The organism is Comamonas testosteroni (assembly GCF_014076415.1).
Classification (GTDB): Bacteria; Pseudomonadota; Gammaproteobacteria; order Burkholderiales; family Burkholderiaceae_C; genus Comamonas; species Comamonas testosteroni_F.
In genome coordinates this window covers 1,796,360-1,822,177 of the sequence record NZ_CP043568.1, presented here as the reverse complement: position 1 = coordinate 1,822,177, position 25,818 = coordinate 1,796,360, and the positions used below count along the sequence as shown (strand labels likewise).

The following is a 25,818-nucleotide window of genomic DNA, read 5'->3' as shown; positions in this document are numbered from 1 at the left end:
ACTGCCATGAAGCAAGAAAGCCTGTCCACCCACGCCCATGGCGGCGGCCACAATGGTCATTCACATGATCACGATCATGCACATCCGCATGAACATGTGCCCGCCACTTCGAAACCCATTGCCGCCACAGCCACATCGGCCTGCGGAACCGGCTGCTGCGCACCGTTTTCCATCAGCGAGCCAGCCAAGAGCCAGGCTCACGATGAGGGTGACGGTCACGACCATGCTCACGACCATGGCGTGCTGCCCGGCTGGCCGCGCATCTACGCCGCTCTGGCGGCGGCGCTGGCGGCCGAGGCCTGCCACTGGTTTGGCGGCGACGGCGCCAACTCGACGCTTCAATACCTTGGCATGGCACTGGCCGTTCTGGGTATAGCGCTGTCGGGTCTGGGCGTCTACAAGGCCGGTCTCAAGGATCTGCTGCGCTTCAGGCTCGGGATTCATGCACTGATGGCCGTGGCCGTCACCGGTGCCTTCATCATCGGCCAGTGGCCCGAAGCCGCCATGGTCATGGCCCTTTATGCGGCTGCCGAGCGCATCGAAGACCAGGCCATGGACAAGGCCCGCCTGGCCATCCGCAACCTGCTGCAACTCGCGCCCGAAACTGCCGATGTGCTGCAACCCGACGGTACCACCCTGCGCATGGCCGCCAGCGAGGTGCCCCTGGGCGCCGTGCTGCGCGTGACGCCAGGCGCTCGCGTGCCGCTGGACGGACTGGTCACCGAGGGCGAAAGCTCGGTCAACCAGGCCCCCATCACCGGCGAGAGCGCGCTAGCGCACAAAGGCCCGGGCGACGAGCTGTATGCAGGCTCCATCAACCAGGACGGCGAGTTGCACCTGCGTGTAACCGCGCCGGCCAGCGACAGCCTGATTGCACGCATCGTCCATGCCGTGGAGCAGGCACAGTCCTCCAAGGCCCCCACCCAGCGCTTTGTCGACCGCTTCGCCGAGATCTACACCCCCATCGTTCTCGTGCTGGCGATTGCCCTGGGCCTGCTCGCCCCCTGGCTGCTGGACTGGAGCTGGCACCAGGCCGCTTACCAGGCCCTGGCCCTGCTGGTCATCGCCTGCCCCTGCGCCCTGGTGCTGTCCACCCCCGTCACCGTGGTCAGCGCGCTCACGGCTGCGGCCAAGCGCGGCATTCTCATCAAGGGTGGCAGCGCGCTGGAGTCGGCCCGCCAGCTCAAGGCGATTGCACTCGACAAGACCGGAACGCTGACCACGGGCTCGCCCAGGCTGGTGGACTGGCAGAGCTGGAATGCGGCGAGCAGCGATGACGCCGCTGCCCGTGCCTATGCGCTGGCATCGCGCTCCGACCACCCGGTATCGCGCGCGATTGCCCAAGGGCTGGAGGAGCAGACAGGCAAGGAGCTTGCCGAAGCTCAGGCCTCGACTCAGCAATTGCAGGCCCTGCCCGGCCGCGGCGTGCAGGCCCAGATCGGCGGTGAACGCTGGACGCTGGCCAATCTGCGCTGGGTGGGCGAGCAAGGCTGGGACAGTGCCGAACTCCAGGCCGCGCTGATGCTGCAGGAGCAACAAGGCCGCACCGTCACCCTGCTGGCCAATGAGCAGGGCGTGCAGGCGCTGTTTGCCGTGGCCGACCCGCTGCGTCCGCAGGCCAAGGCGGCTGTGACCCAGTTGCAGGCACTGGGCGTCAAGCCCATTGTCCTCAGCGGCGACAACAGTGCCACCGTGCGCACGGTAGCCGCGGAAGCAGGCATCAGCGACGCGCGCGGCAATATGCTGCCCGAGGACAAGCTCAAGACTCTGAGCGAGTTGCAGCGCGACATCGGCCCCACGGCCATGACAGGCGACGGCATCAACGACGCACCGGCGCTGGCCCAGGCCGACATAGGCTTTGCCATGGGCGGCATGCACGCCACCGACATGGCCATGGAGACCGCCGATGTGGTGCTCATGAACGACGACCTGCGCCGCATTCCCGAGGTGGTTGATCTCTCGCAGCGCGCGCACAGCGTGCTCTGGCAGAACATCAGCCTGGCCCTGGGCATCAAGCTGGCCTTCTTCATTCTGGCCGTCAGCGGCAATGCCAGCATGTGGCTGGCAGTGCTGGCCGACATGGGCGTGAGCCTGCTGGTGGTCGCCAATGGCCTGCGCCTGCGTCATTGGGGGAACAGGCCTGAAAACGCATGAAATTCGACCTTAGATCTTGATAGGCAAGCGCAAGCAGCTATCTAATTTGCGATTTTCTGCACCAGGCGGGGAACTAACCCCGCCCTTCGCTATCATTCACCTCATGCGTCGCTTTTTCTCTCTGTTCATGGTTTTGCTGCTGGCCCTGCGTGGTCTGGCAGGCGATGCCATGGCCATGGAGCAGAACACCGACCAGGCCCATCACATGGGACATGGGCTGGTGCAGACGCAAAGCCTGGACGAAGTGGCCTCCATGGCAGCCGCTTTGCACCACGCGCATGCAAGCCTCGTGGCCGACGCACAGCCGCATCACGACATGGCCGCGTCCCACAAGGCAGGCCCTGCAGGGGCCGTCAGCTGCAGCGCCAATGCTGCCGACAGCGACTGCCACCAGCATGAAGGCCATTGCACGGCCTGCGGCATCTGCCACTCGACGCTGGCCAATCCCGAGTTGCTGACGCTTCACTCCAGTCTCCCCCTGGCCGCCCAGCCGGCCCATGGTGCAGCGCGCTTTGCCAGCGCCGCGCCTGCCGAACTCGTCAAACCACCGATTTCTGCGCTCTGACGCCCTAGGTGCGTCCGCATTTTGATAGCAGCCATCGCTTTTGCTATCTAGGTTTGAGCCGTAAAACGCTCAAAACTGCGGACTTTCTCCCGGTTTTAGACGACAGGAATCCCCTATGCGCCAAGCGCATCCTCTTTCTTTGACAGCCATGGTTTTGCTCATGGCCGGCGTCAGCCCGCCGCTCCTGGCCCAGCCGTCCGAGCAGACTCTCCCGGTGGCCCAGTCCCCGGCCAGCAGTCACAGCGTTTTCAACCCCGCCGCTCCCACGCTGGCGCTTCAGCACCAGCCGCTTGCCGCCAGCGCCGCCATCGTCGCCCAGCCCGGAGACTGGAGGGCCGCCAATGCTGCCGTGGGCGAGTTCACGCGCGGCCATGGCGATCTGCTCAGGTGGGAGAAATCCCAGGGCAATGCCTCCGGATCAGCCCCGGACAGCGCTGCTTCCGCACATCAGCACCATCACGGAGGCCAGCCATGAAGCGCCTTGCATTCAAAGCCGCGCCATTGCTCGTCGCACTGGCGCTGGCTGGCTGCGCCAGCATCTCGCCCGACGGACTGCGCAGCGACGTGGCCAGACATACCGAAGGCAGACTGCCTGCGGGCGCGCAACTGCCGTCGCCGGACGCGCAAGCCCTGCAGGATGCGCAGACCCAGATTGCCGACTGGCTCAAAACCCCTGTCGATGCCGACACCGCCGTGCGCATCGCCCTGCTCAACAACCCTGGTCTGCAGGCCCAGCTGGCGCAGCTCGGCATTGCCGACGCGCAGCGCGTGCAGGTCCTGACCTTGCCCAACCCCAGCTTTACCTTCGGCCGCTTTCGCAACGGCCACGAGCGCGAGATCGAGCGTCAGCTCAGCTTTGGCCTGGTGCAGCTCATCACCCTGCCCTGGCGCAGCCGCTGGCAGGGCTGGCAGATGGAGCAGGCCACTCTGACGGCCGCCCAGCAGGTGCTGCTGCTGGCCTCAGACACGCGCCGCGCATGGCTGCGCGCCGTGGCCGCCGAGCAAGCCCTGGCCGCCAACGAACGCATGCACGAGGCTGCGGCCCTGGGCGGCGAGCTGGCCCGCCGCATGGCCCAGGTCGGCAACTTCAGCAAGATGGACCAGGCCAGAGAACTGGCCCAGCAGCAACAGGCCGCCGCCCAGCTGGCACGCGCGCGTCTCAACGCCCAACTGGAACGCGAGCAGCTGGCCCGCCGCATGGGTCTGTGGGGACAGCAACTGGCCTACAAGCTGCCCGCCCAGCTGCCCGCCCTGCCGAAAGCAGCCGAATTGCGCAGCGGTGATGACGCCGAGGCCACGGCGCTGCGCCAGCGGCTGGATCTGGGCGCGCTGCGCCGCGACCTGGATGTGACCGCCGGCCGCCAAGGCTGGGCCACGGTGGGCACCATCTTTGGCGATATCGGCGCCAGCTACAGCAACAACACCAGCACGGACAGAGCCACCGGCCACAGCGACAAGACCCAGGGCTGGGAGTTTGACGTCCCGCTGCCGCTGTTTGACTGGGGCTTTGCCGCGCGCGGCATGGCACGCAACCAGGTGCTGCGCAGCGCATCGCTGCTGCGCGACAACGCCATACGCGCGCGCAGCGAGGCCCGCAGCAACTGGCTGGCCTACCGCACGGCTTACGACCTGGCCCAGCAGCAGCAGGCAGAGGTCCTGCCCCTGGCCAAGCTGATGCAGGAAGAAACCGTCTACCGCTACAACGGCATGTTCATGAGTGTGTGGCAGCTGCTGGCCCAGGCCCGCAGCACCACCCAGGCCGTGGTGACCGCCACCGAGGCCCAGCGCGACTTCTGGCTGGCCGAGACCGATCTGCGCCTGGCCCTGACCGGCACATCGCCAGGAACCTCACCCACCGTCAACACCAGCGCAGCGCCCGCTGCCAACAACGAAGCAGGTCACTGATATGCAACGCCGATCCTTTTTCACTGGCGCTGCCACTGCAGTGGCAGCCGCCACAACTTCAATGGCCGTCAGCCGGGTTGCCATGGCTGCCCTGCCCGAGCCCGTCATGCAAGGCAGCGCCGAGACGGCTGCGCCTTTGACGCCGCCCAACGGTCGCCCCTACCAGGGCGTGGTCACGCTCAACGGCTGGACCACGCCCTGGCGCATGAATGCGGGCGTCAAGGAGTTCCACCTCGTGGCCGAGCCCGTGGTGCGCGAGGTGGCGCCCGGCTTTTTCGTCAATATGTGGGGCTACAACGGCCAGTCGCCGGGCCCCACGATCGAGGTGGTGGAAGGCGACAAGGTGCGCATCTTCGTCACCAACCGCCTGCCCGAGAGCACCACCATCCACTGGCATGGCCAGCGTCTGCCCAATGGCATGGACGGTGTGGGCGGCCTGAACCAACCCCATATCCCGCCGGGCAAGACCTTCGTCTACGAGTTCGAGGCACGCCGCCCTGGCACCTTCATGTACCACCCGCATTCGGATGAGATGGTGCAGATGGCCATGGGCATGATGGGCTTGTGGATCACCCACCCCAAGACAGCCCACCCACTGATCGACAAGGTGCAGCGCGACTATGCCTTCCTGCTCAGCGCCTATGCGGTCGAGCCCGGCACCATGACACCGCGTATCAACGAGATGACGGATTTCAATATCTGGACTTTCAACAGCCGCGCTTTCCCCGCCATCAGCCCGCTGGTGGCTCGTCAGGGTGACAAGGTGCGCATCCGCGTGGGCAATCTGACCATGACCAACCACCCCATCCATATCCACGGCCATGAGTTCGAGGTCACGGGCACCGATGGCGGCCCCGTGCCAAAGACCGCCCGCTGGCCCGAAGTGACAACGGATGTGGCCGTGGGCCAGATGCGCCAGGTGGAATTCATTGCCGACGAACCCGGCGACTGGGCTTTCCACTGCCACAAGAGCCACCACACCATGGGCGCCATGGGTCACGACGTACCCACCATGATCGGCGTGGACCACCGCGGCCTGGTAGGCAAGATCCAGAAGATCGTGCCCGACTACATGCTGATGGGCGAGCGCGGCATGGGCGATATGGGCGCCATGGAAATGCCTCTGCCCGATAACACCTTCCCCATGATGACCGGCCAGGGCCCCTACGGCCCCATCGAAATGGGCGGGATGTTCACCAGCTTCAAGGTGCGCAAAAACCTGGGTGCCAACGACTATGGCGATCCCGGCTGGTACCAGCAGCCCAAGGGCACCCGCGCCTATGAATGGCAAGGCGCACCTTTCGATGCCAATGCCCCCCGTCAAAGCACACCCGGCACCGCGCCCGGTGCCGCCACCGTACGCAAACCCGAAGCCGGCCCCGCCACGGGTGCTCACCCCCAGCACTGACGCAAGGAGACTCCCATGAAAACGATTCATTTCATAGCTGCCTGCGCCTTGGCAGCAAGCGTCACTACAAGTTTTGCGCATGGAAACAACAGCCATGCCAGCGCTCCCGTAATCAAGGAGCAAAAGCCCTGGGGCATTGCGGCCGAGGCCAGGGAGGCCCAGCGCACCATCACCATCGAGATGACGGACGACATGCGCTTCAGCCCCAGTCATTTCAGCGTGAAAAAGGGCGAAACCCTGCGCCTGCGCGTAGCCAACAAAGGCCTTCTCATGCACGAGATGGTGCTGGGCACCCGGGCATCGCTCGATGAGCACGCGCAGATGATGCTCAAGTACCCTGGCATGGAGCATGCCGAACCCTATATGGCCCATGTGGCCACAGGCCAGACCGAAGACATGGTGTGGAGCTTCAACCGCGCAGGTGAATTCGACTTCGCCTGCCTGATCGCCGGCCACTACCAGGCCGGCATGACGGGGCGTTTCACCGTCACCGAATAACGCAAGAAAGGAATTCCCGATGACAAGCACCAACCGCCGCCACGTTCTCCATCTGCTGGCCGCCGCTGCCGGCATGGCTGCGCTGCCAGCAATGGCGGCTGCTCCCGCCAAGATTGCCATGGAGGTCTGGAAAGACCCGAACTGCGGCTGCTGCAAGGACTGGATTGCCCTGATGGAGCAGGCTGGCTTCGCCGTCAAGGTGCACGACGTGGGCAACAGCGCCGTACGCGCCAAACTGGGCCTGCCTGGCCGCCTGGGTTCCTGCCATACCGCCCTGGTGGGCGGTTATCTGGTCGAAGGCCATGTGCCTGCCGCCGATGTGCACAAGCTGCTGAAGCAAAAACCCAAGGCGCTGGGCATCGCCGTGCCGGGCATGCCCATTGGCAGCCCCGGCATGGACGGCCCCGAGTACGGCGGTCGCAAAGACCCCTACGACGTGCTGCTGGTCACCCAAAGCCTGATGCGCAGCGATGTCAGCACTTCCGTCTTCACCAGCTATCGCGGCTGACGACCCTTAACTCAGGAAAACATGATGAAAAACCTCTTTCACACCACTTTGGCGGCCCTGAGCCTTGGCATTGCACTGACTGCTCCGGCTTCAGCACAGGATCACTCGGCGCACGCAGGCCATGGTGCGATGGCCGATGCTTCGGCAACCACATCGACCGGCCAGGCCGATGTGCTGACCGCCGGTGAAATCACCCGTGTGGACACCCGTACAGGCAAGCTCACGATTCGCCATGAAGAGATCAAGAACCTGGACATGCCTCCCATGACCATGGTGTTTGCGCTGTCAGGCTCTGCACAGTCGGCCTCTTTCAAGGCCGGTGACAAGGTGCTGTTCCATGCCGAGGACAAGGATGGCTCGCTGATCATCACCCGCATCCAGCCAGCGTCCTGATGCAGTCTCGCCGTTGAGGCGATGACGATGCCATGCAGGCATGGCGTCGTCATCCCGTCACCGCCCCGTGGGCGGTACGGCCACATGACCAGCCACACGCTCCAGCAGATCCCCGGGTACATCACGACCGCTCTGCACCAGCAGGTCAAAGGCATTGCGACCCTGGGCGTCTCTTCGCTGGAGGTCGACCCCGGCCGACCAGAACCAGCGCACCGCCGCCCACGCGCCATGGTCCACGGCCAAAAGATACGGCGTGCGGCCTTTGTCATCCCCGGTCTTGTCGAGATCGGCCCCCGCTTGCCGCAGCACTTGCAGCATCTCTATACGCCCGTTGAAGGCCGCCCAGGCGGTGGCGCTCATGCCGGTTGTCAGGCTCACCTGATCCAGCGGGCTGCCTCGCTCCACCAGCCATTGGGCCGCAGCATCGTTACCGCAATTGAGGGCCGTGATCAGCGCATTGAGGCCTGTGCTCTTTTGCACATAGGCAATATCATCACCGTCCTGCAGGCGCAGCTCCAGCGCAGCAATATCGCCTTTTTCAGCGGCCTTGAGCAGTTTCATGCTCATCTCAGTACATCCATTTCCTGATCAGCGCCCGCCCAAAGCGCTCGCCCAGCAACACCTCGGCCTGTTCATCACCATCACCCCGCCCCTGGGCCACGGCGTGACTGCGGCATAGCGACATCAAGGCCAGCGCGTCCAGATAGTCGCCCACATCGTCGAACATGCGGGTCAGCAAGGGACTGCTGTCATGGTCCAGATACCAGACCGAGCCATCGCGGCGGTCAAAGCACCAGAGATTGCCATTGCCCAGGTAGTCCCCGAACACCACCAGCTCATTCAACTGCGCCTTCAAAGCCTGAGCCTGTTGCGGCGTACTCATTTCCACAATATCGACGATGCCCGGGAACACGACTTGCACCGGACCGATGGCATCCATGTCTGCATCCGGCGCCAGTAGATCAAAGCGCGGACTTAGCAAACGCTCGGCCCAGTCCAGCACACCCAGCTGCAAAAGATAGTCACGCAAGGGCTCGGGCAGATTGCAACCCAGGCGCCATTCGCACAGGCGCAGCTCGGCCCGGCCGAAGGGCTTGGCTTGAGCAGGCTCCTCGTCCATCCAGGCATGGGCTTGCAAGCCTTGATGCCAATAGGCCAGCCGCTGATCGAACGAAGCATCGGCGGGCGGCCAATACGGCTCCGGCACCTCGGCCTCATCCCACACATCATGGTTTTCTACAAAGCGCTGGCTGCGCTCGAACTCGGCCTGCAGAAAACGAGACCATGCCACCGCGTCCGATGGTGAAGGCCAGTGCATCTGAGCGAGCACCTCCACCGGCATCCAGGGCCTATGGCCCATGCGCGGTACCTCATTTGCATCGCGCACCACAAAGCGCAAAGCAGGCCGAGCCAGCAGATCTGCAGGCGGGGGCCGATGTGGCGCATCGAGCTGGGCAACGGCATCGGCGGGCAGATCCACCCAGCCGCTCACCGTCAGTTCAGGCAATACCTGCACCAGCGTAGGCAGGTCTTTGAAGATTTTCATGCAGGCATTCCGTGCATTGTGTGTTTTGGGTGCATGGGGTGCGCAGGGCTTAGACTGCGCGTCCTATGTTGACGCTAGAGCAGTTTCACTCCGGGCTGGCCAATGGCTCACTGACCCGCGCACACCATATCAGGCTCTGCGATGGGCTGACCGAGTTCCCCGACGCGCTTTATCAGCTGGCCGATACGCTGGAGATCCTCGATCTGTCCGGCAACCAGCTCACCACCTTGCCAGATGCGCTGACGCGCTTTGCGCGGCTGCGCATTCTGTTTGCCTCGAACAATCCGTTCACCGAACTGCCCCGCGTGCTGGGCCATATGCCGCAACTCGACATGGTGGGCTTCAAGGCCTGCCGTATCGCGCATGTGCCCGAGGACAGCCTGCCGCCGCGCTTGCGCTGGCTGATTCTCACGGACAACCAGGTGCAGCGGCTGCCCGAGTCCATCGGCCAATGCGCGCGCCTGCAAAAGCTCATGCTGTCGTGCAACCGGCTGAGGCAGTTGCCCCAGAGCCTGGAACATTGCCAGGCTCTGGAGTTGCTGCGTATTGCAAGCAACCGTTTCGAAGATGCTCCCGAAGTCATCTTCCGGCTGCCACGCCTGGCATGGCTGGCGCTGGCAGGTAATCCAATGACTCAGAAACAGGAGCTGGATACGCTTTCAGGGCATGGGATTGAGCCCATTTTCTATCAAAGTTTGCAAATCACCGGCAAGCTGGGCGAAGGCGCCAGCGGCCATATCTACCGCGCCAGCCTCAACGGACAGGAACTGGCACTCAAGGTTTTCAAGGCCGCCCAGACCAGCGACGGCACGCCGCAATCCGAGCTGGCAGCCGGCATTGCGGCAGGACAGCACCCTCATCTGCTGACGCCACTGGCGCAGGTTTGGGGCGCTCCTGACGGACAAATGGCCACGACCCTGCCTCTGCTGGACTCAGCCATGCAGCCGCTGGCCGGGCCGCCAAGCTTCGACAGCTGCACACGTGATGTCTATGACCCCAAACTACGTCTGCAAACAGGCGCAGCCCGCCAATTGCTGCAAGGCATACGCTCTGCCATCACCCATCTGCACGGCCTCGGTCTGCTGCATGGTGATCTGTATGCCCACAATATCCTGTGCAACCTGCAGACCGGGCACGCCGTGCTCAGCGACTTTGGTGCCGCTGCGCTTTTGCAGGGCCTGCCAGAAATGCAGAAAGCGCAGCTGCAGCAGATTGAACTGCGTGCGCTGCGCCATCTGGAGCATGAAGTTCAGACCCATGTCGGCTGAGTCCTACTGCAAGAATGCGGGCTTGGCATAGCCCGCAAACTTGCTGTCCACCACGCTCTTGAACTCGGCGGACTTGTAGGCCGCAGCCAAGTCCTTGGCCCATTGCGCATCCTTGTCCTTGGTCTTGACGGCCACGATGTTCAGATAATGCTCGGGCGTCTTTTCCAGCAGCACCGAATCCGAGAGCTTCATGCCTGAGGAAATCGCAAAGTTGCCGTTGATGATGGCGTACTGCGCATCATCGAGCGCACGCGGCAGATGAGCCGCATCCAGGGGCACGAGCTTGATCTTCTTGGGATTGGAGGCCAGATCCAGCTCGGAGACGCGCAGCGGGTTCACGCCTTCCTTGAGCTTGACCAGCCCCGCCTGCTGCAGCAGCAGAATGCCCCGAGCCAGATTGCTGGCGTCGTTGGGCAGGGCAATGCGATCCCCCTCCTTCAGGTCGGCCAGGCTTTTGCGCTGCTTGCTGTAGACGCCCATGGGCGCAATCGGCCCCTGCACCAGGGCCGTCAGATCCAGCTTGCGGTCACCCTTGAACTGATTGAAATACACCTCGTGCTGGAAGAAGTTGGCATCGAGCGAACCGTCGGCCAAAGCCAGGTTGGGCTGGACATAGTCGTTGAACTCCACCAGGCGAACCTTGTAGCCCTTCTTCTGCAGAATGGGAACGATGCCGTACTGCAGCTGGTCGATGTTGGAGCCGGCCGTGCCGCCGATGACCAGTTGCTTCTTGCCGGCCTCCTGGGCCGTGGCCTGCAGGGCGCCCATGGCCAGGGCGGCTCCCGCCAGCAGGGTTGTGGCCAGAAGACGGCGGCGGCGGTGCGCTACAGAAAAATGAGTGGTCATGCTTTGCTCCTCGTTGATGTACTGTGTTTTGATACCAAAGGTCTGACTCTGCATCCAGGCAGAGGCCTTTGCAGTATCCAGACCGGGAGAGCAAATTCCAACCAATAAAAACCCATGCTCTTATTTGCTTTTCATCTAAAACCAGCCAATCCACGGGCATGAAAAAGGGCCGCATCGCGGCCCTTGGCGCCTTCAGTCCAGCCCGATCACTTCAGGAAAGCAGGCTTGGAGTAGCCGGGGAACAGGCTGTCCACCACGGCCTTGAACTCTGGCGAGCGGTAGGCTGCGGACAGATCCTTGGCCCACTGGCTGTTTTCGTTGCCGGTCTTCACGGCCACCACGTTCAGGTACAGATCGGGAGTCTTTTCCAGCACCACGGCTTCGCTCAGCTTCAGGCCCGAAGAGACGGCAAAGTTGCCGTTGACGACCACATAGTCAGCATCTTCCAGCACGCGGGGCAACTGGGCTGCCTCCAGCGCCACAAACTTGAGCTTGTGGGGATTGGCGGCCAGATCCAGCTCGGAGATACGGGCCGGATTCACCCCTTCCTTGACCTTGACGAGGCCGGCCTGCTGCAACACCAGCAATGCACGGGCCAGGTTGCTGGGGTCATTGGGCAGAGCCACTTTGGCACCGCTCTTGATATCGGCCAGAGACTTGTGCTTTTTGCTGTACACGCCCATGGGTGCCACCGGGCCCTGAGCAATCGCAGTCAGCGCCAGCTTGCGATCCGTAGTGAACTGATCGAAATAGGCACGGTGCTGGAAGAAATTGGCATCCAGCGAACCGTCGGACAGCGCCAGATTGGGCTGAACATAGTCATTGAACTCGACCAGCTTGATCTGGTAGCCCTTTTTCTGCAGCTGAGGCACTATGCCTTTTTGCAGCAGGTCATAGTTAGAGCCAGCGGTGGCACCGATCAGCAGATTCTTCTTGGCAGGATCCTGCGCCAGAGCAGGTACACCGGCAGTCGCCAGCAATGCGACTGCGGCAGTGGCCAGAACGGCACGGCGGCTGGCGGCAAAGGAAAAATGGGCAGGCATGGATCACTCCTTGAATTTGATGCGCGTGAGCGGCACGGCGCTCATTTGTTTACCGTGCTGCAACAATGTGAGCAAGTATGAACCTTACACGGGCAAACCCTAAAGAATAAAAAACCATCTGTTTATCCAGAAAAACATATAAAGAATGCAAGGAGTACTGACATGAGCGCTTTTTCAGCCATTGAGGATCTGCTCGCACACGAAGGCCATATCGGCCGTGTGCAAGGCATCTCCGTCGGCCATTTCAGCGACTCGCGCCGCCCCACAGGCTGCACCGCCGTGATTTGCCCTCTGGGTGCCGTGGGTGGAGTGGATGTGCGCGGCGCAGCCCCTGGCACGCGCGAGACCGACTTGCTGCACCCCAGCAATCTGGTGCAGGAGGTCCACGGCATCCTGCTGGCCGGTGGCAGCGCCTGGGGGCTGGACGCTGCCACAGGGGCCGTGCGCTGGCTGGAAGAACAAGGCGCGGGCCTGAATATAGGTGTGGGCCGCATTCCGCTGGTGCCGGCAGCTGTGCTCTTCGACGTGATGATGGGCGATATGCGCATACGCCCCGATGCTGCGGCCGGCTATGCCGCCTGCCGGAATGCGGGGCTGGACTCAGGCACGGGGCGACCCGCCGAGGGCAGCGTGGGCGCTGGCACCGGCGCCGTGGTGGGCAAGGTCTTCGGCCATGAGCGCGCGATGAAGGGCGGCATAGGCACGGCCAGCTTCACCATCGATGGCGTCACCGTAGGAGCGATCATTGCCTGCAATGCGCTAGGTGATGTATTCAACCCCTTCAATGGCGAGTTGCTGGCCGGGGCACGCACGGCAGACGGCCTGCAATTGCGCGGCACCCGCGATGCCTTGCTGGCGGGCGAGGAGCCCAAGCCGGTTCTGGCCGGCAGCAACACCACGATAGGCGTCGTAGCGACCGACGCCGTCATCACCAAGGCCCAGGCTCATCGCCTGGCCGTGGTGGCCCATGATGGCCTGGCACGTGCCATCAACCCCGTGCATACCATGAGCGATGGCGACAGCCTGTTTGCCCTGGGCACGGGCCGCAGCGGCAAATCGCCGGGAATGATGACGCTGAGCACCTTGGCGGCCGAAGCCGTGGCCATAGCTACTGCGCGCGCCGTCTTGCTCGCCCAATCGGTACGCATCGATGGCCAGATGACGCTGCCCAGCCATCAGGATTTGCGCGCAAGCAGCTAGGCCATCGCCTCAAGTCGCCGCAACTGCCCCTGCGTCAGCAATTTGTCGCGCATGCGGCGCGTCATGGACTGGGTGCTTCCGTCTTCGGCGGTAAACAGAAACAGGCTTTGTTGCGGACTGACCCAGGTCAGCTTGGTTCGCAGTTGCTGGCGCTCGTTGCACAGCTCCACCCAGGTACCCAAAGGCCATTCGACAGCATCCACAGGTCTGCCCTGGCCCATGGCGACTTGCACGGGCATCGGGCTGGAAGCCACGGCTTCAGGCTCGAGCACAGCGGCATCGACCGTCTTCTGCTGCTTTGTCTTGAAGACAGATCCACAAGAATGGTGTGCCGCCTGGGTTTGCGTTTCTCGCGCAACCGTCACCACAGGCACATCTTCGACTCTGTCGGTCAGTACCGGCAAGGTGATATCCAGCCCTGCGCGCACGGTTTCTGAGGCACCATCCAGACCCGTCAGCACGCTGGGCAGCTCACCGAGCACATCCGCCCTGGCAAACTCGTCGGAACCAGACTGTCCCGCAGCCTCGGCCGCATCCAGTACCCGCTGCTGAAGGCTTCCCAACCGGGCCGCCAGTGCGGCGATTTCGACATCCGTGCGGCCCACGCTGCGCAAGCCTCGCGCCAGACGGCGCTGCAACTTGGGTGCCATGGCCACCAGCCGCGTCACATCCTGAGCGGCTTGAGGCGACACGCTCCACAGCAGGCTGGGCACCAGCGCCAGATAGCCACCCGGGTCGCGCTCCTGCCCTGGTTCAGCCCGCTGCTGTGCCTGGGCAATCACACCCGCCCAAGGGCCGGTCACAAAATCCAGAATATCTTCAGGCACACCCTTGGCACTGGGCAAACTGCGAATCATCTGCGCCAGTTGCAGGGCATCGGGCTTGATCTGCTCGATGGCGCCCGCAATCCGATGATCGACCAGCCCCAGCGCCGAGCTCATCAGCCCTTGCCGCGTGGAATGCTCGACTTCGGTATGCGGACTCAGAGCCGCAATGCGGCTCATACGACCTTCCGGCGGCCACTGCTCGCGCACAAATTGCAGTACTCGGGCAAATACATTGGCATTTGCCTGCCCAGCACTGGCCAACTGGTTTGCCGCAGCCTCTGCCACTGTGATGAAGTGGGCAAATCCCAGAGCAGATTCGCTAGCAAACCAGAGGCTACGAGCCGTCAGCTCGTCCAGCAACTGCCGTGCGGGGTGCAAGCGATCTTCAAAGAAAACACCGTCTTGCGCCACCAACTGGCTCAACATGGGTTCAAGCCGCAACAAGACCCGCTGCACCGGCGGCAGCAGGCGGCCGTCGCTGGTCATATGGCTCATCATGCGCTGCAGCGTGCGGATCTGAATCAGAGCACTGGGCGCCTGGCTGGGCTGTGGCGCTTGCAACCCCCTCAGAGCACCGGGTCCCCAGGGTTGCTGCGAAGTGTGCAGCGCATTGGCCGAATAGGAAGTCCAGCCCGGCTCCAGCCCAGAATCTTGCACAGGCGCGATAGAGGCCGGCTCTGTCGCCGGCCAACCCGCCAGCATGGAGTCCGTCAGCGACTGGGGCACGGTGCAGCGCGAATCATCAATCCAGCGCAGATCTGAGGCCAACTCCTGCAATAACCGCAAAGTCAACAGGCATTGAGGCCGGGTGTCGCCGTCCGCACCATAGCGGGCAGGCTGCACGCCATGCTGGCGCAGCAAATTGGCAGCACGGGAATATTCAGAAGCCAGAATCGAGCCCAGCTGCTGCGACATGAATTCATGCCAGCAATCGGCCACTTCCGTGGCGGGCTGAACAGCCGTCAACGACTGGCTCAAAGCGCGTACATAGTTCTCCAGCCGCAGCGGATTGCACTCTGGCCGAGCGGATTCAAGTCCCTGAGCGCCGCTCATCAACGCATCCAGATCGGCCAGCGCCAGCTCGACCTGGGGCTCGACCATCTGCACCATCTTGTGCTCGGCCTTGAGCTGACGGCTGGCCGACTCGGCCATGGCCGCCAATGGCAAAAGCCGGCCAGTGACGGTATCCAGCGTCTGTGCAGAAAAGGAAAAAGGTTGGCGCGCTGACAGTACCAGCGCCTCCAGCAAGTTCTGCGGGAAGCTGCTGATCACCGAAGCCCGGTGCTGCTGCAGGTTATGCAGCGCAGCGCCGAGCACATCGCGCCTTGCAGAGTGGAAACCCGTCGAGAGCGATTGCTCCAACGCATATTCGGTGCGCTGCAACAATCGCAGCGCGAATGCATCAGCGCCACGCACCACCTGGACAAGGCAGGTGCGCAGCACGGAAACGGATGCATGTGCGAGGCTCATAGCCCCTAAGAATACCCGCTCCAGCTAATGCCGGAGACATTTTGATGCTTACTTCAACGCCTTGTAACGCATACGCTTGGGCGCAGCACCTTCTTCACCCAGTCGTTTCTTCTTATCGGCTTCGTACTCCTGGTAGTTGCCATCAAAGAATACCCACTGGGAATCGCCTTCGGCGGCCAGGATATGCGTGGCAATACGGTCCAGGAACCAGCGGTCATGCGAGATGACCATCACGGTACCGGCATATTCCAGCAGCGCGTCTTCCAGCGCACGCAGGGTTTCCACGTCCAAGTCATTGGAGGGCTCGTCCAACAGCAGCACGTTGCCGCCTTGAATCAGCGTCTTGGCCAGGTGCAGGCGACCGCGCTCACCACCGGAGAGGTTGCCGACCTTCTTTTGCTGGTCTTGGCCGTTGAAGTTGAAGCGGCCCGCGTAAGCGCGCGACGCCATCGTGAACTTGCCCACGGTGATCATGTCCAAACCGCCGGAGATGTCTTCCCACACGGTCTTTTCATTGGCCAGTTCATCACGGTGCTGGTCCACAAAGGCCATCTTCACAGTCTGGCCGATGTCCACCGTACCTGAATCAGGCTGCTCCTTACCCGCGATCAGCTTGAACAGAGTCGACTTACCTGCACCATTCGGTCCGATGATGCCGACGATGGCACCAGCGGGAATGTTCATCGAAAGGTTGTCGATCAGCATGCGGTCGCCAAAGGACTTGGAGACATTGGTGAACTCGATGACCTTGGAGCCCAGTCGCTCGGCCACAGGAATGAAGATTTCCTGTGTTTCATTGCGCTGCTGGTATTCGTAGTCGCTCAGCTCTTCAAAGCGCGCAATACGGGCCTTGGACTTGGCCTGACGACCCTTGGCATTCTGGCGCACCCACTCCAGTTCCTTCTTCAAGGCCTTGGCACGGGCTTCTTCGCCCTTTTGCTCGGCTTCCAGGCGGTTACCCTTCTGGATCAGCCAGTCGGAGTAGTTGCCCTTGTAGGGGATGCCATGGCCACGGTCCAGTTCCAGAATCCATTCCGCAGCATTGTCCAGGAAGTAGCGATCGTGGGTAATGGCCACCACGGTGCCGCTGAAGCGGTGCAGGAACTGCTCCAGCCAGTCCACGGACTCGGCGTCCAAGTGGTTGGTCGGCTCGTCCAGCAGCAGCATGTCAGGCTTGGACAGCAGCAGCTTGCACAGGGCAACGCGGCGCTTCTCACCACCGGAGAGCTGACCCACGATAGCGTCCCATGCCGGCAGGCGCAGCGCATCCGCAGCGATTTCCAGCTGATGCTCGGAGTCCGTACCCGCAGCAGCGATGATGGCCTCCAGCTCACCTTGCTCGGCAGCCAGGGCGTCAAAGTCCGCATCCTCTTCTGCGTAAGCTGCGTAAACCTCTTCCAGGCGGGCCTTGGCATTGTTCACCTCGGCCATGGCTTCTTCCACAGCCTGGCGCACGGTGTGCTCGGGATTGAGCTGAGGCTCCTGGGGCAGGTAGCCGATGGACAGGCCCTGCATTGGGATGGCTTCGCCCTCATACTCCTTGTCCACACCGGCCATGATCTTCAACAGCGAAGACTTGCCCGAGCCGTTCAGACCCAGCACGCCGATCTTGGCGCCGGGGAAGAAACTCAGGGAAATGCCTTTCAAGATCTGGCGCTTGGGCGGCACCGTCTTGGTCAGCTGATTCATCGAAAAAACGTATTGAGCCATGTCCGAATTGCTTTGAGTTACTTGGATTTATGCAAAAAAGTGTGCCGCTTTACACGGCAATCAAACCATGATTATCGGTGCATGCGACAATACCCCTCGCAACAGGCGTCCAGTTGCCTGCTGCAGCAGCACTTCAGCTGGGGACAAAGGAAGCGTTTCCAAGCTCCCAACACGCAAACTATATCTGCCTACAACTGGCCAGGCACCCCACGGGTGCCATGACAGGCTGATACCCCGCGCCCAGGATTGGCGCAATTGATCACAATGACATTTGAAGAACTGAATCTGGCACCCGCCATTCTGAAGGCCGTAAAAGAACAGGGTTATGAAAGCCCGACTCCCATTCAGGCACAGGCAATTCCTCTGGTTCTTGCCGGGCACGACCTGCTGGCTGGCGCTCAGACCGGCACCGGCAAGACAGCCGCCTTCACGCTGCCCATGCTGCAGCGCCTGGCAAGCGGCACAGCACCCAAGAACAAGTTTGGCGGCAAGGGCATCCGCACGCTGGTGCTGACCCCTACCCGCGAACTGGCGGCCCAGGTGGAAGAAAACCTGCGCAGCTATGCCAAATATCTGGACATTACCTCCACCGTGATTTTTGGCGGTGTCGGTATGAAGCCACAGATCGCCCGCATCGAGAAGGGCGTCGACGTCCTGGTTGCCACGCCCGGTCGTCTGCTGGACCTGGCCGGTCAAGGCTTCATGGACCTGTCCACCGTCGAGATGCTGATCCTGGACGAGGCCGACCGCATGCTGGACATGGGCTTCATCCATGACGTCAAGAAGGTTCTGGCTCTGGTGCCCAAGGACAAGCAAAGCCTGCTGTTCTCTGCCACCTTCAGCGATGAAATTCGCGAGCTGGCCAATGGCCTGCTGCGCAACCCCCAATCCATCCAGGTCACACCGCGCAACACCACCGTCCAGCGTATCAAGCAGGTCATCCACCCCGTGGGGCGTGGCAAGAAAAAGCAGGTGCTGCTGCACATCATCCAGGAAAACAACTGGAGTCAGGTGCTGGTGTTCACCCGCACCAAGTTTGGTGCCAACAATGTGGCCGAGTACCTGACCAAGAACGGCGTTTCCGCCATGGCTTTGCACGGCAACAAGAGCCAGAGCGCCCGTACCCAAGCCCTGGAAGGCTTCAAAACGGGCGAGCTGCGCGCGCTGGTGGCAACAGATATCGCGGCACGCGGCATCGACATTGACGAGCTGCCCAACGTGGTGAACTACGAGATCCCCAATATCTCGGAAGACTATGTGCACCGTATCGGCCGAACCGGCCGCGCCGGCCGCGAAGGCAACGCAGTCAGCCTGGTCTGCATGGACGAAGAAGGCTTCATGATGGATATCGAACGCTTTACCAAGCAGGAGATTCCGGTGCAGCCCATCGAAGGCTTTGGTCCTGAGGAAGGCGAAATCGCCGAGCCCATCGCCATGGGCCGACAGACGCTGTGGGGTGGCGCTGGCAAGCCCCCCAGCCGCGATGTGATGCAGGCAGCTGCCAAGGCGGCCCGCCAGGAAATGATGGAGCGTATCCGCTCCAACAAGACGCCCAATGGCGGCCGCGGTGGTCGCCGTCCTGCTGCAGATGCCCAGCAAGGCGAAGCAGAAGGTGAAGCACAGCAACGCCCCGCACGCCAGCACAAGCCCCGCAGCAACAGCCGCGTCAACAGCCAGCGCGGCCAGGGCCAGCAAGCGGTGGAACGTAGCGAACGCAACCCCGATCGCAGCACCGAGCGCCAAGGCGAGCGCAGTAACTCGTTCGGCCAAAGCGACCGCGCTCCACGCCCGCAAGGCAATAGCGATCAACAGCGAGCCCCCAAGCGCGGCGGTGCCCGCCAGTTCGGTGATCGCGAGCGCGGCAATCGCTACGACGATCAACCCCCCCGTGCCGATGCGCACCTGGGTACACAGCAAGGCCACGCCCGCCACAACGGCGCGCGCGGCAGCAACGGTGGTGGCCAGCCCGACCCCATGCGCACCAGCGTGGACAGCATGGCTGACCGTGGCCGCCGTGGTGGCTTTGGCGGCGGTCGTGGTGGCTTTGGCGGAGGCAATCGCGGCGGCAACCGTGGAGGCTTTGGCGGCGGTTACGGCCGTTAATCCGCTGCGTCTATGGTTGAAGGTGTGAAATCACCTTCAACCCAAACTCCTGAAGGGCTGCAATCTCCAATATTGCAGCCCTTCTGTTTTTTCCAGCTGCAGCATCGCTGCGCGCTGACAGCCGACCGCAAGCCAGCCGACCTAATATGGGTTCCAGATGTGCGAAGCTTGGGCTTTCGCTCTTGGCATGTTCTTTTTATCTGCGTTGAACTTATGACATTTCTTACCAAGCCTGTTTTCTCTCATGCCAAGCGCACGCAGTCCGTCTGGACCCAAAGCATGCTCAAGCTGACGACAGTGGGCTCGGCAGTGCTGTTGACGGCCTGTGCAAATGTGCAACTGCCGCCCTGGGCTGGCATGTCAGGCCCTGCAACGGCCCCAGCCCCCTCCGCAGCAAGCTCTCCTGCTGCCCCTTCGGTGATCAGCCAGGCGGTTGACCCTACGCCACAGCTGACGGCCCTGCCCTATAACCCGGCCATCGAGTCTCGCTTTACCGACCCCACCACTCTTTATGACACTCCAGGTCTGGGCAATGGGCGACAGCATTTCAGCACGCAGACAGAAATTTCTACGTGGTTGCAATCAGTGAGCAGCAAGGCCGGTAACGGCTCGCAACTGTCCATCATTACTATCGGCACCTCTCAAAGAGGACTGCCGATTCAAGCGCTTATTGCGACTCAGGGCCAGAACACCCAGGCAACAACCATCAACAGCAGCGGCAAACCCACCGTGCTCTTGGTCGGCGGCCAACGTGGCGACGAACCTGCCAGCACTGAGGCCCTGTTGGTCGTCGCTCGTGAACTGAGCCAGGGCGGCCTGCTGGCGCCCTTGCTGCAGCAGACCAATATCATCATCGTACCCCGGGCCAATCCTGATGCGGCAGGCACGGCCAGCCACGTCACAGCAGACGGCACAGACCTCGTTCACGATCATCTGCTGTTGAGCACTCCGGAAGCACAGGCCCTCGCCCGCCTGACCCGTAACTACCGGCCTGCAGCTGTGATTGATCTACGTGAATTTGCAGCAGCTGGCACGTTGCTGCTGAAATTTCAGGCCGTGCAGCGCTACGACGTGCTAATGCAACCCGCTGCCACGGCCAATGCACACGAATTTGTCAACAAGGCAGCGCGAGAGTGGTTCAGTCAACCCATACGCAATGCGCTCAAGCAGGCAGAGCTCAGCAATGAATGGTTTTTCCAGCCCAGTGCTCAGCCTGAGGACAAATCAATGTCCATGGCCGGTTTGGCTGCCGACACTCTGGCCAACACCAGCAGCCTCAAAAACTCTGTCGCTCTGCTGATAGCCAGCCGCGGCTCCGATCTGGGGCGCCTGCACATTCAGCGCCGCGTGCACAGCCTGGTCACTGCGGCAACGGCAGCACTGCGAGCCACGGCCGAGAAATCAAAAAACCTGAAGCAGGTCGAATCCTTTGTGTCACGCGACATTTCCGCGCTCGCTTGCCGCAACACCCTGACCATCCAGGCCAAACAAACACCTGAGCAGCGCACCATCCGCATGCTGCAGGCCGAATCCGGACAGGAAATCGAAGCCCGTGTAGACTGGAACTCATCGCTGAACATAAAGCCCGAACAAAGCCGCCCCCGCCCATGCGGTTACTGGCTGTCGGCTGACTCCGGGCGAGCCGTCGACCGTTTGCGCCTGCAGGGAGTGCAAGTCATGCAGATTGCAGAATCTGGTCAGATGCTGGCAGAAAACTACACCCCATCCCGTACCGGCAGCAACACCCCTGTGCTGACGCGTGGCGCCATTGAAGCGCCGATGGGCAGCTACTACATCACCCTCAACCAGGCAAAAGCGCATTTGGCGACTGCAGCCCTTGAGCCTGACACACCCTTCAGCTATGTAAGCAAAAGCCTGATTACTGCCCCTACGGACATTGCACGCGTCGTCGCCGCACCATCGGTCGTTTTTGAAGAAGAGATGGATTGAAAATATAGAGGCAAGATCGCAGAGCCTTAAATGCACTCTGCGGCACACTGTTGATGCAGAAACAAAAAGCCCATTCATGCAATTGCACGAATGGGCTTTTTTCTTCGCTTGGCCTGCCCGACAGGGATCGAACCTGTGACCCACAGCTTAGAAGGCTGTTGCTCTATCCAACTGAGCTACGGGCAGATGATTGATTTCACTAGGTTTTTTCGGTATAGCCACAACCTAGATTTGCGGAGCGCTCCGCATCGGCCATTCCTCGTTCGATATGACCGGTCGGTATTATGCACTGGATAACAACCCTCTCCACCTTTGCCTCATGCTCGCCTCAGCCCTCATCTGCCTGGTTGTCGGCATCTTCGACGGTGACGCCCTGACAGCCCGATGCGGCGAGCCAGGGAAATACGAACAGGTCAAGGTGAGACTGCAGGGCATCGACGCCCCTGAGCGCAAGCAGCCGTTCGGGATCGCGCCCGGCAAATGCTGGCCGAGCCAACCTTCCAGAAAGAGGCTGGGCTGCGCTGCACCAAGACAGACAGGTACCAGCGACAGGTGTGCTCTGTCTGGGTGACGCCTGCATCGGCCCCCAGCGGGCCGCACACGCTCGATGCCGGCTTGGCGATGATCAGGCAAGGGATGGCCTGGTGGTATCGCGCCTACACCCGAGAGCAGTCACCACAGGAGCGCGGGCACTATGAGTTTGCAGAGTAAGAGGCCAAGGCTCGAAAAGCTGGACTTTGGCGAGATCCCGAACCCATCGCGCCATGGGATTGGCGTAAAGCTTGACGCGAGCCTCGGCAAAATCTAAGTCCCTGTAGACCCTCAGCAGACCTTTAGATCCAGGGACAGCGGTCATTCAATCGGATAGGTACTGAGCAATTTCGCTTGCTGTGCTACGAGCTGTGCGCATGACTCCAATGAGCGTCGCAGACGCTGGCCCCGTCCACTCTCCATAGCCTACCAGCCATAAACCAGGGACTCCACGCACCTGTGTGCCATCTACCGCGACTCTGAATTCGTTGACAACGCCAAGAGTCTCCAGAGGCTGCAACGCTGGCCTGAAGCCTGTACACCAAATGATCGCGTCGAAGGACTTGGTACTTCCGTCGCCCCATTGAGCCCCGTCCGCCGTGAGCTTCTCAAATGAGCCGACAGAATGCAGCACGCCGCGCTGGCGTGCATCAAGGACAGGGGGGACCATCACGATATCGCCAAAGCCACCTGGCAGGTTCTCTGGATCTTTACCCTCCTGCAGGGCCTGCCAGCGTGCGGTGGCCCTCTCGAAAAGCACTCGCCCATCGACCTCATCCGGTAGAAAGGCCGGTGGCTCCAACGTGACCCAGGTCGTGGACTCCGCGACATGCGAGACCTCCGCCAGGATCTGAGCGCCGGAGTTTCCTCCACCGACCACCATCACCCTCTTGCCTTTGAACGGTTCAGGAGACACGTACTGAGCCGAGTGCAACTGTTGTCCCTTGAAGGACGTCAAATCCTCAGCGTTGGGGACAAAGGGATTTCGCCATGTTCCCGTGGCCAATACAACTGCACGCGAATGCCAGGTTCTCGCTCGAGCATTGACCTGGAAACCTTGCTCAGTGGTTTCAATACCCGTAACACGAACCGGCCTCTCGATCTTGAGTTCATAGCGTTTTTCGTACTTGCGAAGATAGTCGACCACATGGTCACGACCTGGATACTGCTCACCTGAGGCAGGCATCGGCCATCCCGCGATGGAACTCCACGAGGCGGGAGAAAAAAGCCTCAGCGAATCCCATCCATGCTGCCAGGCTCCACCACCAGCGTCCTCGGCATCCAGCACTAACACAGACAGATTGGTTCGGCGCAGGAAATACGCCACCGATAGGCCTGCCTGACCCGCTCCAACAATGATGACGTCATGGAAAGACATGGATTACTTCCTATCACCGCCACTTCCGCAGCCCCTGCACTAGCAATAAGTGCTTTGTGGATCGCTTAAATGCTGCGTTGATTGACCCGTTTGGACAGTTCTTCGGCGCTTTCACGGCGCTCGCTGTAGCGATCCACCAGGTAGTCCGAACAGTCTCGCGTCAGCAGCGTGAACTTGACCAGCTCTTCCATCACGTCCACCACCCTCTCGTAATACGAAGATGGCTTCATCCGGCCAGCCTCGTCGAACTCGGCAAATGCCTTGGCAACGGACGACTGATTGGGGATGGTGATCATGCGCATCCAGCGGCCCAGTACGCGCATCTGGTTGACCGCATTGAAGGACTGCGAGCCCCCCGAGACTTGCATCACTGCGAGTGTCTTGCCTTGTGTCGGCCGCACAGCTCCGACAGACAAAGGAATCCAGTCAATCTGCGCTTTGAGAACGCTGGTCATGGCACCGTGACGCTCCGGAGAGGTCCACACCATACCCTCCGCCCACTGGGCCAGCTCGCGCAGCTCCCTGACCTTCGGGTGATCGTCAGGGGCACCATCGGGTTGCGGCAGGCCACGCGGATCGAAAATCCTGGTCTCTGCCCCCATCTTGCGCAGCAGTCGCGCCGCCTCTTCGGTCAGCAGCCGGCTATAGGAGCGGTCGCGAACCGAGCCATACAGCAGCAGAATGCGCGGCGCGTGCGTCGCACGCTGTGCAGGCAACAGGCCTTCCAGGATGGGTTTTTCAAAGGCTTGTTCGTCGAGGTTCGGTAGATCAGAGCTTGCCAATTCGGTTTCCTTTCGAGTCAATAACGGCTTCGCCGTCCTCCTTGGAGAAGGCGGCCTGTTGAGGCTGCGGCAGGATGTCCAGCACGGCTTCCGAGGGACGGCACAAGCGGGTTCCCAGAGGTGTGACCACTATCGGCCGATTGATCAGGATGGGATGCTGGAGCATGAAATCAATCAATTGCTCGTCCGTCCATTCAGGCTCGCCCAAGCCAAGTTCGTCATAGGGTGTACCTTTTTGACGCAACACGTCGCGTACCGGCATGTCCATGGCTTGGATCAGGCCCACCAGGGTGGCGCGATCAGGTGGCGTCTTGAGGTATTCGATGACCGTGGGCTCCGCCCCGCTGTTGCGGATCAGGGCCAGGACATTGCGGGAGGTGCCGCAAGCAGGGTTGTGGTAAATCGTGATGTCGCTCATAGCGCTAGATTTCCGTTGCAAAGATTCATGACGCCACGCTGAGCCGAAAGGCCAGGGCGGAAAGGGTGATTAGCAGCACGGGCAGAGTCAGTACCGCGCCGACTTTGAGGTAGTAGCCCCAACCAATCGTTGTGCCTTTCTTGCCCAGCACATGCAGCCACAGCAAGGTGGCCAAGCTGCCAATCGGCGTGATCTTGGGACCCAGATCGCAGCCGATCACATTGGCGTACACCATGGCCTCCTTGACAGCGTCGCTGGCTGTGGACGCATCGATGGACAGGGCCCCGATCAAGACCGTGGGCATGTTGTTCATGATCGAGGACAGCACCGCAGACAACACGCCGGTGCCCAGCGATGCGGTCCACACGCCACCGGCTGCAAACTGATTCAGCAACACAGCGATGTAATCCGTGAGGCCCGCGTTGCGCAACCCATAGACCACCAGATACATACCCAGCGAGAACACCACGATCTGCCAAGGAGCGCCATGGAGCACCTTCCTGATGCTGATGACATGACCACGCGCGGCCACAGCCAGCAAGATCGCTGCCCCCATGGTCGCCACGGCACTGACGGGCACGCCCAGGGGCTCCAGAACAAAAAAGCCAATCAGAAGCAAGACCAACACGACCCAGCCAGCCCGGAACGTGGCCAGGTCTTTGATTGCAGCCGATGGCTGCTTCAGCTGGGCCACGTCGTAGGAAGCAGGAATATCGCGCCGGAAAAGCAGCAGCAGAACCCCGAGGCTGGCCAGAACGGAGGCAAAGTTGACCGGCACCATCACGGACGCATAGTCGTTGAAGCCAATCTTGAAAAAGTCGGCGGACACGATATTCACCAGGTTGGAGACGATCAGCGGCAAGCTCGCAGTGTCGGCAATAAACCCGGCGGCCATGACAAACGCCAGTGTTGCCGCCGGAGAAAAGCCCAGCGCTACCAGCATGGCCATCACGATTGGCGTGAGAATCAGGGCCGCTCCGTCATTGGCAAAGAGGGCTGATACGGCGGCACCCAGCAGCACAATGAACGCAAACAGCTTGACGCCGCTGCCACCACCCCAGCGGGCAAAGTGCAATGCGGCCCACTCGAAGAAACCGGCCTCATCCAGCAAAAGGCTGGTGATGATGATGGCGACAAAGGTCGCCGTGGCATTCCAGACAATATGCCAGACCACCGGAATATCAGCGAAGTGCACGACCCCCAGCAGCAGCGCGATACCGGCCCCGATAGAGGCACTCCAGCCAATGCCAAGGCCGCGCGGTTGCCAGATGACCAGCGTCAGTGTGAAGATGAAAATCAGAATGGCCGTCAACAT

22 protein-coding genes, 1 tRNA gene and 1 pseudogene are annotated in these 25,818 nt (G+C 61.7%); 13 read left to right on the top strand and 11 right to left on the bottom strand.

Annotated elements, in window-relative coordinates; all coding sequences use genetic code 11:
* Positions 1-6 precede the first annotated feature (6 nt).
* The 8 genes from F0P97_RS08280 to F0P97_RS08245 all read left to right on the top strand — a co-directional run bounded on the left by F0P97_RS08280 (position 7) and on the right by F0P97_RS08245 (position 7,431).
* A complete protein-coding gene (locus F0P97_RS08280; RefSeq protein ID WP_182286381.1) occupies positions 7-2,154 on the top strand; it encodes a heavy metal translocating P-type ATPase in 2,148 nt (715 codons plus the stop codon).
* A gap of 103 nt (positions 2,155-2,257) precedes the next feature.
* The gene (locus tag F0P97_RS08275; protein WP_182286380.1) at positions 2,258-2,719 is read left to right on the top strand and encodes a hypothetical protein; all 462 of its coding nucleotides are present in this window, start codon (positions 2,258-2,260) and stop codon (positions 2,717-2,719) included.
* Positions 2,720-2,834: 115 nt separating this feature from the next.
* Positions 2,835-3,194 carry a hypothetical protein gene (locus F0P97_RS08270; protein ID WP_182286379.1) on the top strand — a complete coding sequence of 120 codons (360 nt, stop codon included), beginning with the start codon at positions 2,835-2,837 and terminating at the stop codon, positions 3,192-3,194.
* On the top strand, positions 3,191-4,624 hold the full coding sequence (locus F0P97_RS08265) for a TolC family protein (RefSeq protein WP_182286378.1): 1,434 nt from the start codon (positions 3,191-3,193) through the stop codon (positions 4,622-4,624). Before F0P97_RS08270 ends, F0P97_RS08265 begins: the two co-directional genes overlap by 4 nt.
* 1 nt (position 4,625) lies before the next feature.
* Positions 4,626-6,032, top strand: coding sequence for a multicopper oxidase family protein (locus F0P97_RS08260; protein WP_182286377.1), 1,407 nt, complete (start codon positions 4,626-4,628; stop codon positions 6,030-6,032).
* A 15-nt stretch (positions 6,033-6,047) separates the two neighbouring features.
* Positions 6,048-6,530: a cupredoxin domain-containing protein gene (locus F0P97_RS08255; RefSeq protein WP_182286376.1), complete on the top strand. Its 483-nt coding sequence runs from the start codon at positions 6,048-6,050 to the stop codon at positions 6,528-6,530.
* Between the two features lie 19 nt (positions 6,531-6,549).
* Positions 6,550-7,038: a DUF411 domain-containing protein gene (locus F0P97_RS08250; protein WP_182286375.1), complete on the top strand. Its 489-nt coding sequence runs from the start codon at positions 6,550-6,552 to the stop codon at positions 7,036-7,038.
* 24 nt (positions 7,039-7,062) lie between these two features.
* The gene (locus F0P97_RS08245) at positions 7,063-7,431 is read left to right on the top strand and encodes a copper-binding protein (protein ID WP_182286374.1); all 369 of its coding nucleotides are present in this window, start codon (positions 7,063-7,065) and stop codon (positions 7,429-7,431) included.
* A 57-nt stretch (positions 7,432-7,488) separates the two neighbouring features.
* On the opposite strand, the gene F0P97_RS08240 is transcribed toward F0P97_RS08245, so the two are convergent.
* Together F0P97_RS08240 and F0P97_RS08235 are read right to left on the bottom strand one after the other, a co-directional pair.
* Positions 7,489-7,998: an ankyrin repeat domain-containing protein gene (locus F0P97_RS08240; protein ID WP_182286373.1), complete on the bottom strand. Its 510-nt coding sequence runs from the start codon at positions 7,996-7,998 to the stop codon at positions 7,489-7,491.
* 1 nt (position 7,999) lies between these two features.
* Positions 8,000-8,977: an SMI1/KNR4 family protein gene (locus tag F0P97_RS08235; RefSeq protein ID WP_182286372.1), complete on the bottom strand. Its 978-nt coding sequence runs from the start codon at positions 8,975-8,977 to the stop codon at positions 8,000-8,002.
* A gap of 65 nt (positions 8,978-9,042) precedes the next feature.
* On the opposite strand from F0P97_RS08235, the gene F0P97_RS08230 reads away from it, so the two are divergent.
* Positions 9,043-10,245, top strand: coding sequence for a leucine-rich repeat domain-containing protein (locus F0P97_RS08230; protein ID WP_182286371.1), 1,203 nt, complete (start codon positions 9,043-9,045; stop codon positions 10,243-10,245).
* A 3-nt stretch (positions 10,246-10,248) separates the two neighbouring features.
* Here the strand turns inward: F0P97_RS08230 and F0P97_RS08225 are convergent, their stop codons facing one another.
* The gene (locus tag F0P97_RS08225) at positions 10,249-11,091 is read right to left on the bottom strand and encodes a MetQ/NlpA family ABC transporter substrate-binding protein (RefSeq protein ID WP_182286370.1); all 843 of its coding nucleotides are present in this window, start codon (positions 11,089-11,091) and stop codon (positions 10,249-10,251) included.
* A 206-nt stretch (positions 11,092-11,297) separates the two neighbouring features.
* Positions 11,298-12,134, bottom strand: a complete 837-nt coding sequence (locus F0P97_RS08220; RefSeq protein ID WP_182286369.1) for a MetQ/NlpA family ABC transporter substrate-binding protein — start codon at positions 12,132-12,134, stop codon at positions 11,298-11,300.
* A 162-nt stretch (positions 12,135-12,296) separates the two neighbouring features.
* Between F0P97_RS08220 and F0P97_RS08215 the strand changes: the two genes are divergently transcribed.
* Entirely contained in the window at positions 12,297-13,334 is a 1,038-nt protein-coding gene (locus F0P97_RS08215) for a P1 family peptidase (protein ID WP_182286368.1), read from the top strand.
* On the opposite strand, the gene F0P97_RS08210 is transcribed toward F0P97_RS08215, so the two are convergent.
* Together F0P97_RS08210 and ettA are read right to left on the bottom strand one after the other, a co-directional pair.
* Positions 13,331-15,631, bottom strand: a complete 2,301-nt coding sequence (locus F0P97_RS08210; RefSeq protein ID WP_182286367.1) for a DUF1631 family protein — start codon at positions 15,629-15,631, stop codon at positions 13,331-13,333. The genes F0P97_RS08215 and F0P97_RS08210 overlap by 4 nt on opposite strands.
* A 48-nt stretch (positions 15,632-15,679) precedes the next feature.
* Positions 15,680-17,341: an energy-dependent translational throttle protein EttA gene (gene ettA / locus F0P97_RS08205; protein ID WP_003063408.1), complete on the bottom strand. Its 1,662-nt coding sequence runs from the start codon at positions 17,339-17,341 to the stop codon at positions 15,680-15,682.
* Between the two features lie 264 nt (positions 17,342-17,605).
* Here ettA and F0P97_RS08200 point away from each other — a divergent pair, with 264 nt between their 5' ends.
* Together F0P97_RS08200 and F0P97_RS08195 are read left to right on the top strand one after the other, a co-directional pair.
* Positions 17,606-19,444, top strand: coding sequence for a DEAD/DEAH box helicase (locus tag F0P97_RS08200; protein ID WP_182286366.1), 1,839 nt, complete (start codon positions 17,606-17,608; stop codon positions 19,442-19,444).
* Between the two features lie 12 nt (positions 19,445-19,456).
* Entirely contained in the window at positions 19,457-21,394 is a 1,938-nt protein-coding gene (locus tag F0P97_RS08195; protein ID WP_232538153.1) for a M14 family zinc carboxypeptidase, read from the top strand.
* A gap of 109 nt (positions 21,395-21,503) precedes the next feature.
* Here the strand turns inward: F0P97_RS08195 and F0P97_RS08190 are convergent.
* Positions 21,504-21,580, bottom strand: a tRNA-Arg gene (locus F0P97_RS08190).
* 133 nt (positions 21,581-21,713) lie between these two features.
* On the opposite strand from F0P97_RS08190, the pseudogene F0P97_RS08185 reads away from it, so the two are divergent.
* Positions 21,714-22,180 (top strand): annotated as a pseudogene (locus F0P97_RS08185) (thermonuclease family protein).
* A 70-nt stretch (positions 22,181-22,250) separates the two neighbouring features.
* Here F0P97_RS08185 and F0P97_RS08180 read toward each other — a convergent pair.
* The 4 genes from F0P97_RS08180 to F0P97_RS08165 form a co-directional block, all read right to left on the bottom strand.
* Positions 22,251-23,303, bottom strand: coding sequence for an ArsO family NAD(P)H-dependent flavin-containing monooxygenase (locus F0P97_RS08180; protein ID WP_182286365.1), 1,053 nt, complete (start codon positions 23,301-23,303; stop codon positions 22,251-22,253).
* Between the two features lie 65 nt (positions 23,304-23,368).
* Entirely contained in the window at positions 23,369-24,085 is a 717-nt protein-coding gene (arsH, locus tag F0P97_RS08175; protein WP_182286364.1) for an arsenical resistance protein ArsH, read from the bottom strand.
* On the bottom strand, positions 24,072-24,503 hold the full coding sequence (gene arsC, locus F0P97_RS08170; protein WP_182286363.1) for an arsenate reductase (glutaredoxin): 432 nt from the start codon (positions 24,501-24,503) through the stop codon (positions 24,072-24,074). Before arsC ends, arsH begins: the two co-directional genes overlap by 14 nt.
* Positions 24,504-24,528: 25 nt before the next feature.
* Entirely contained in the window at positions 24,529-25,818 is a 1,290-nt protein-coding gene (locus F0P97_RS08165; protein ID WP_182286362.1) for an arsenic transporter, read from the bottom strand.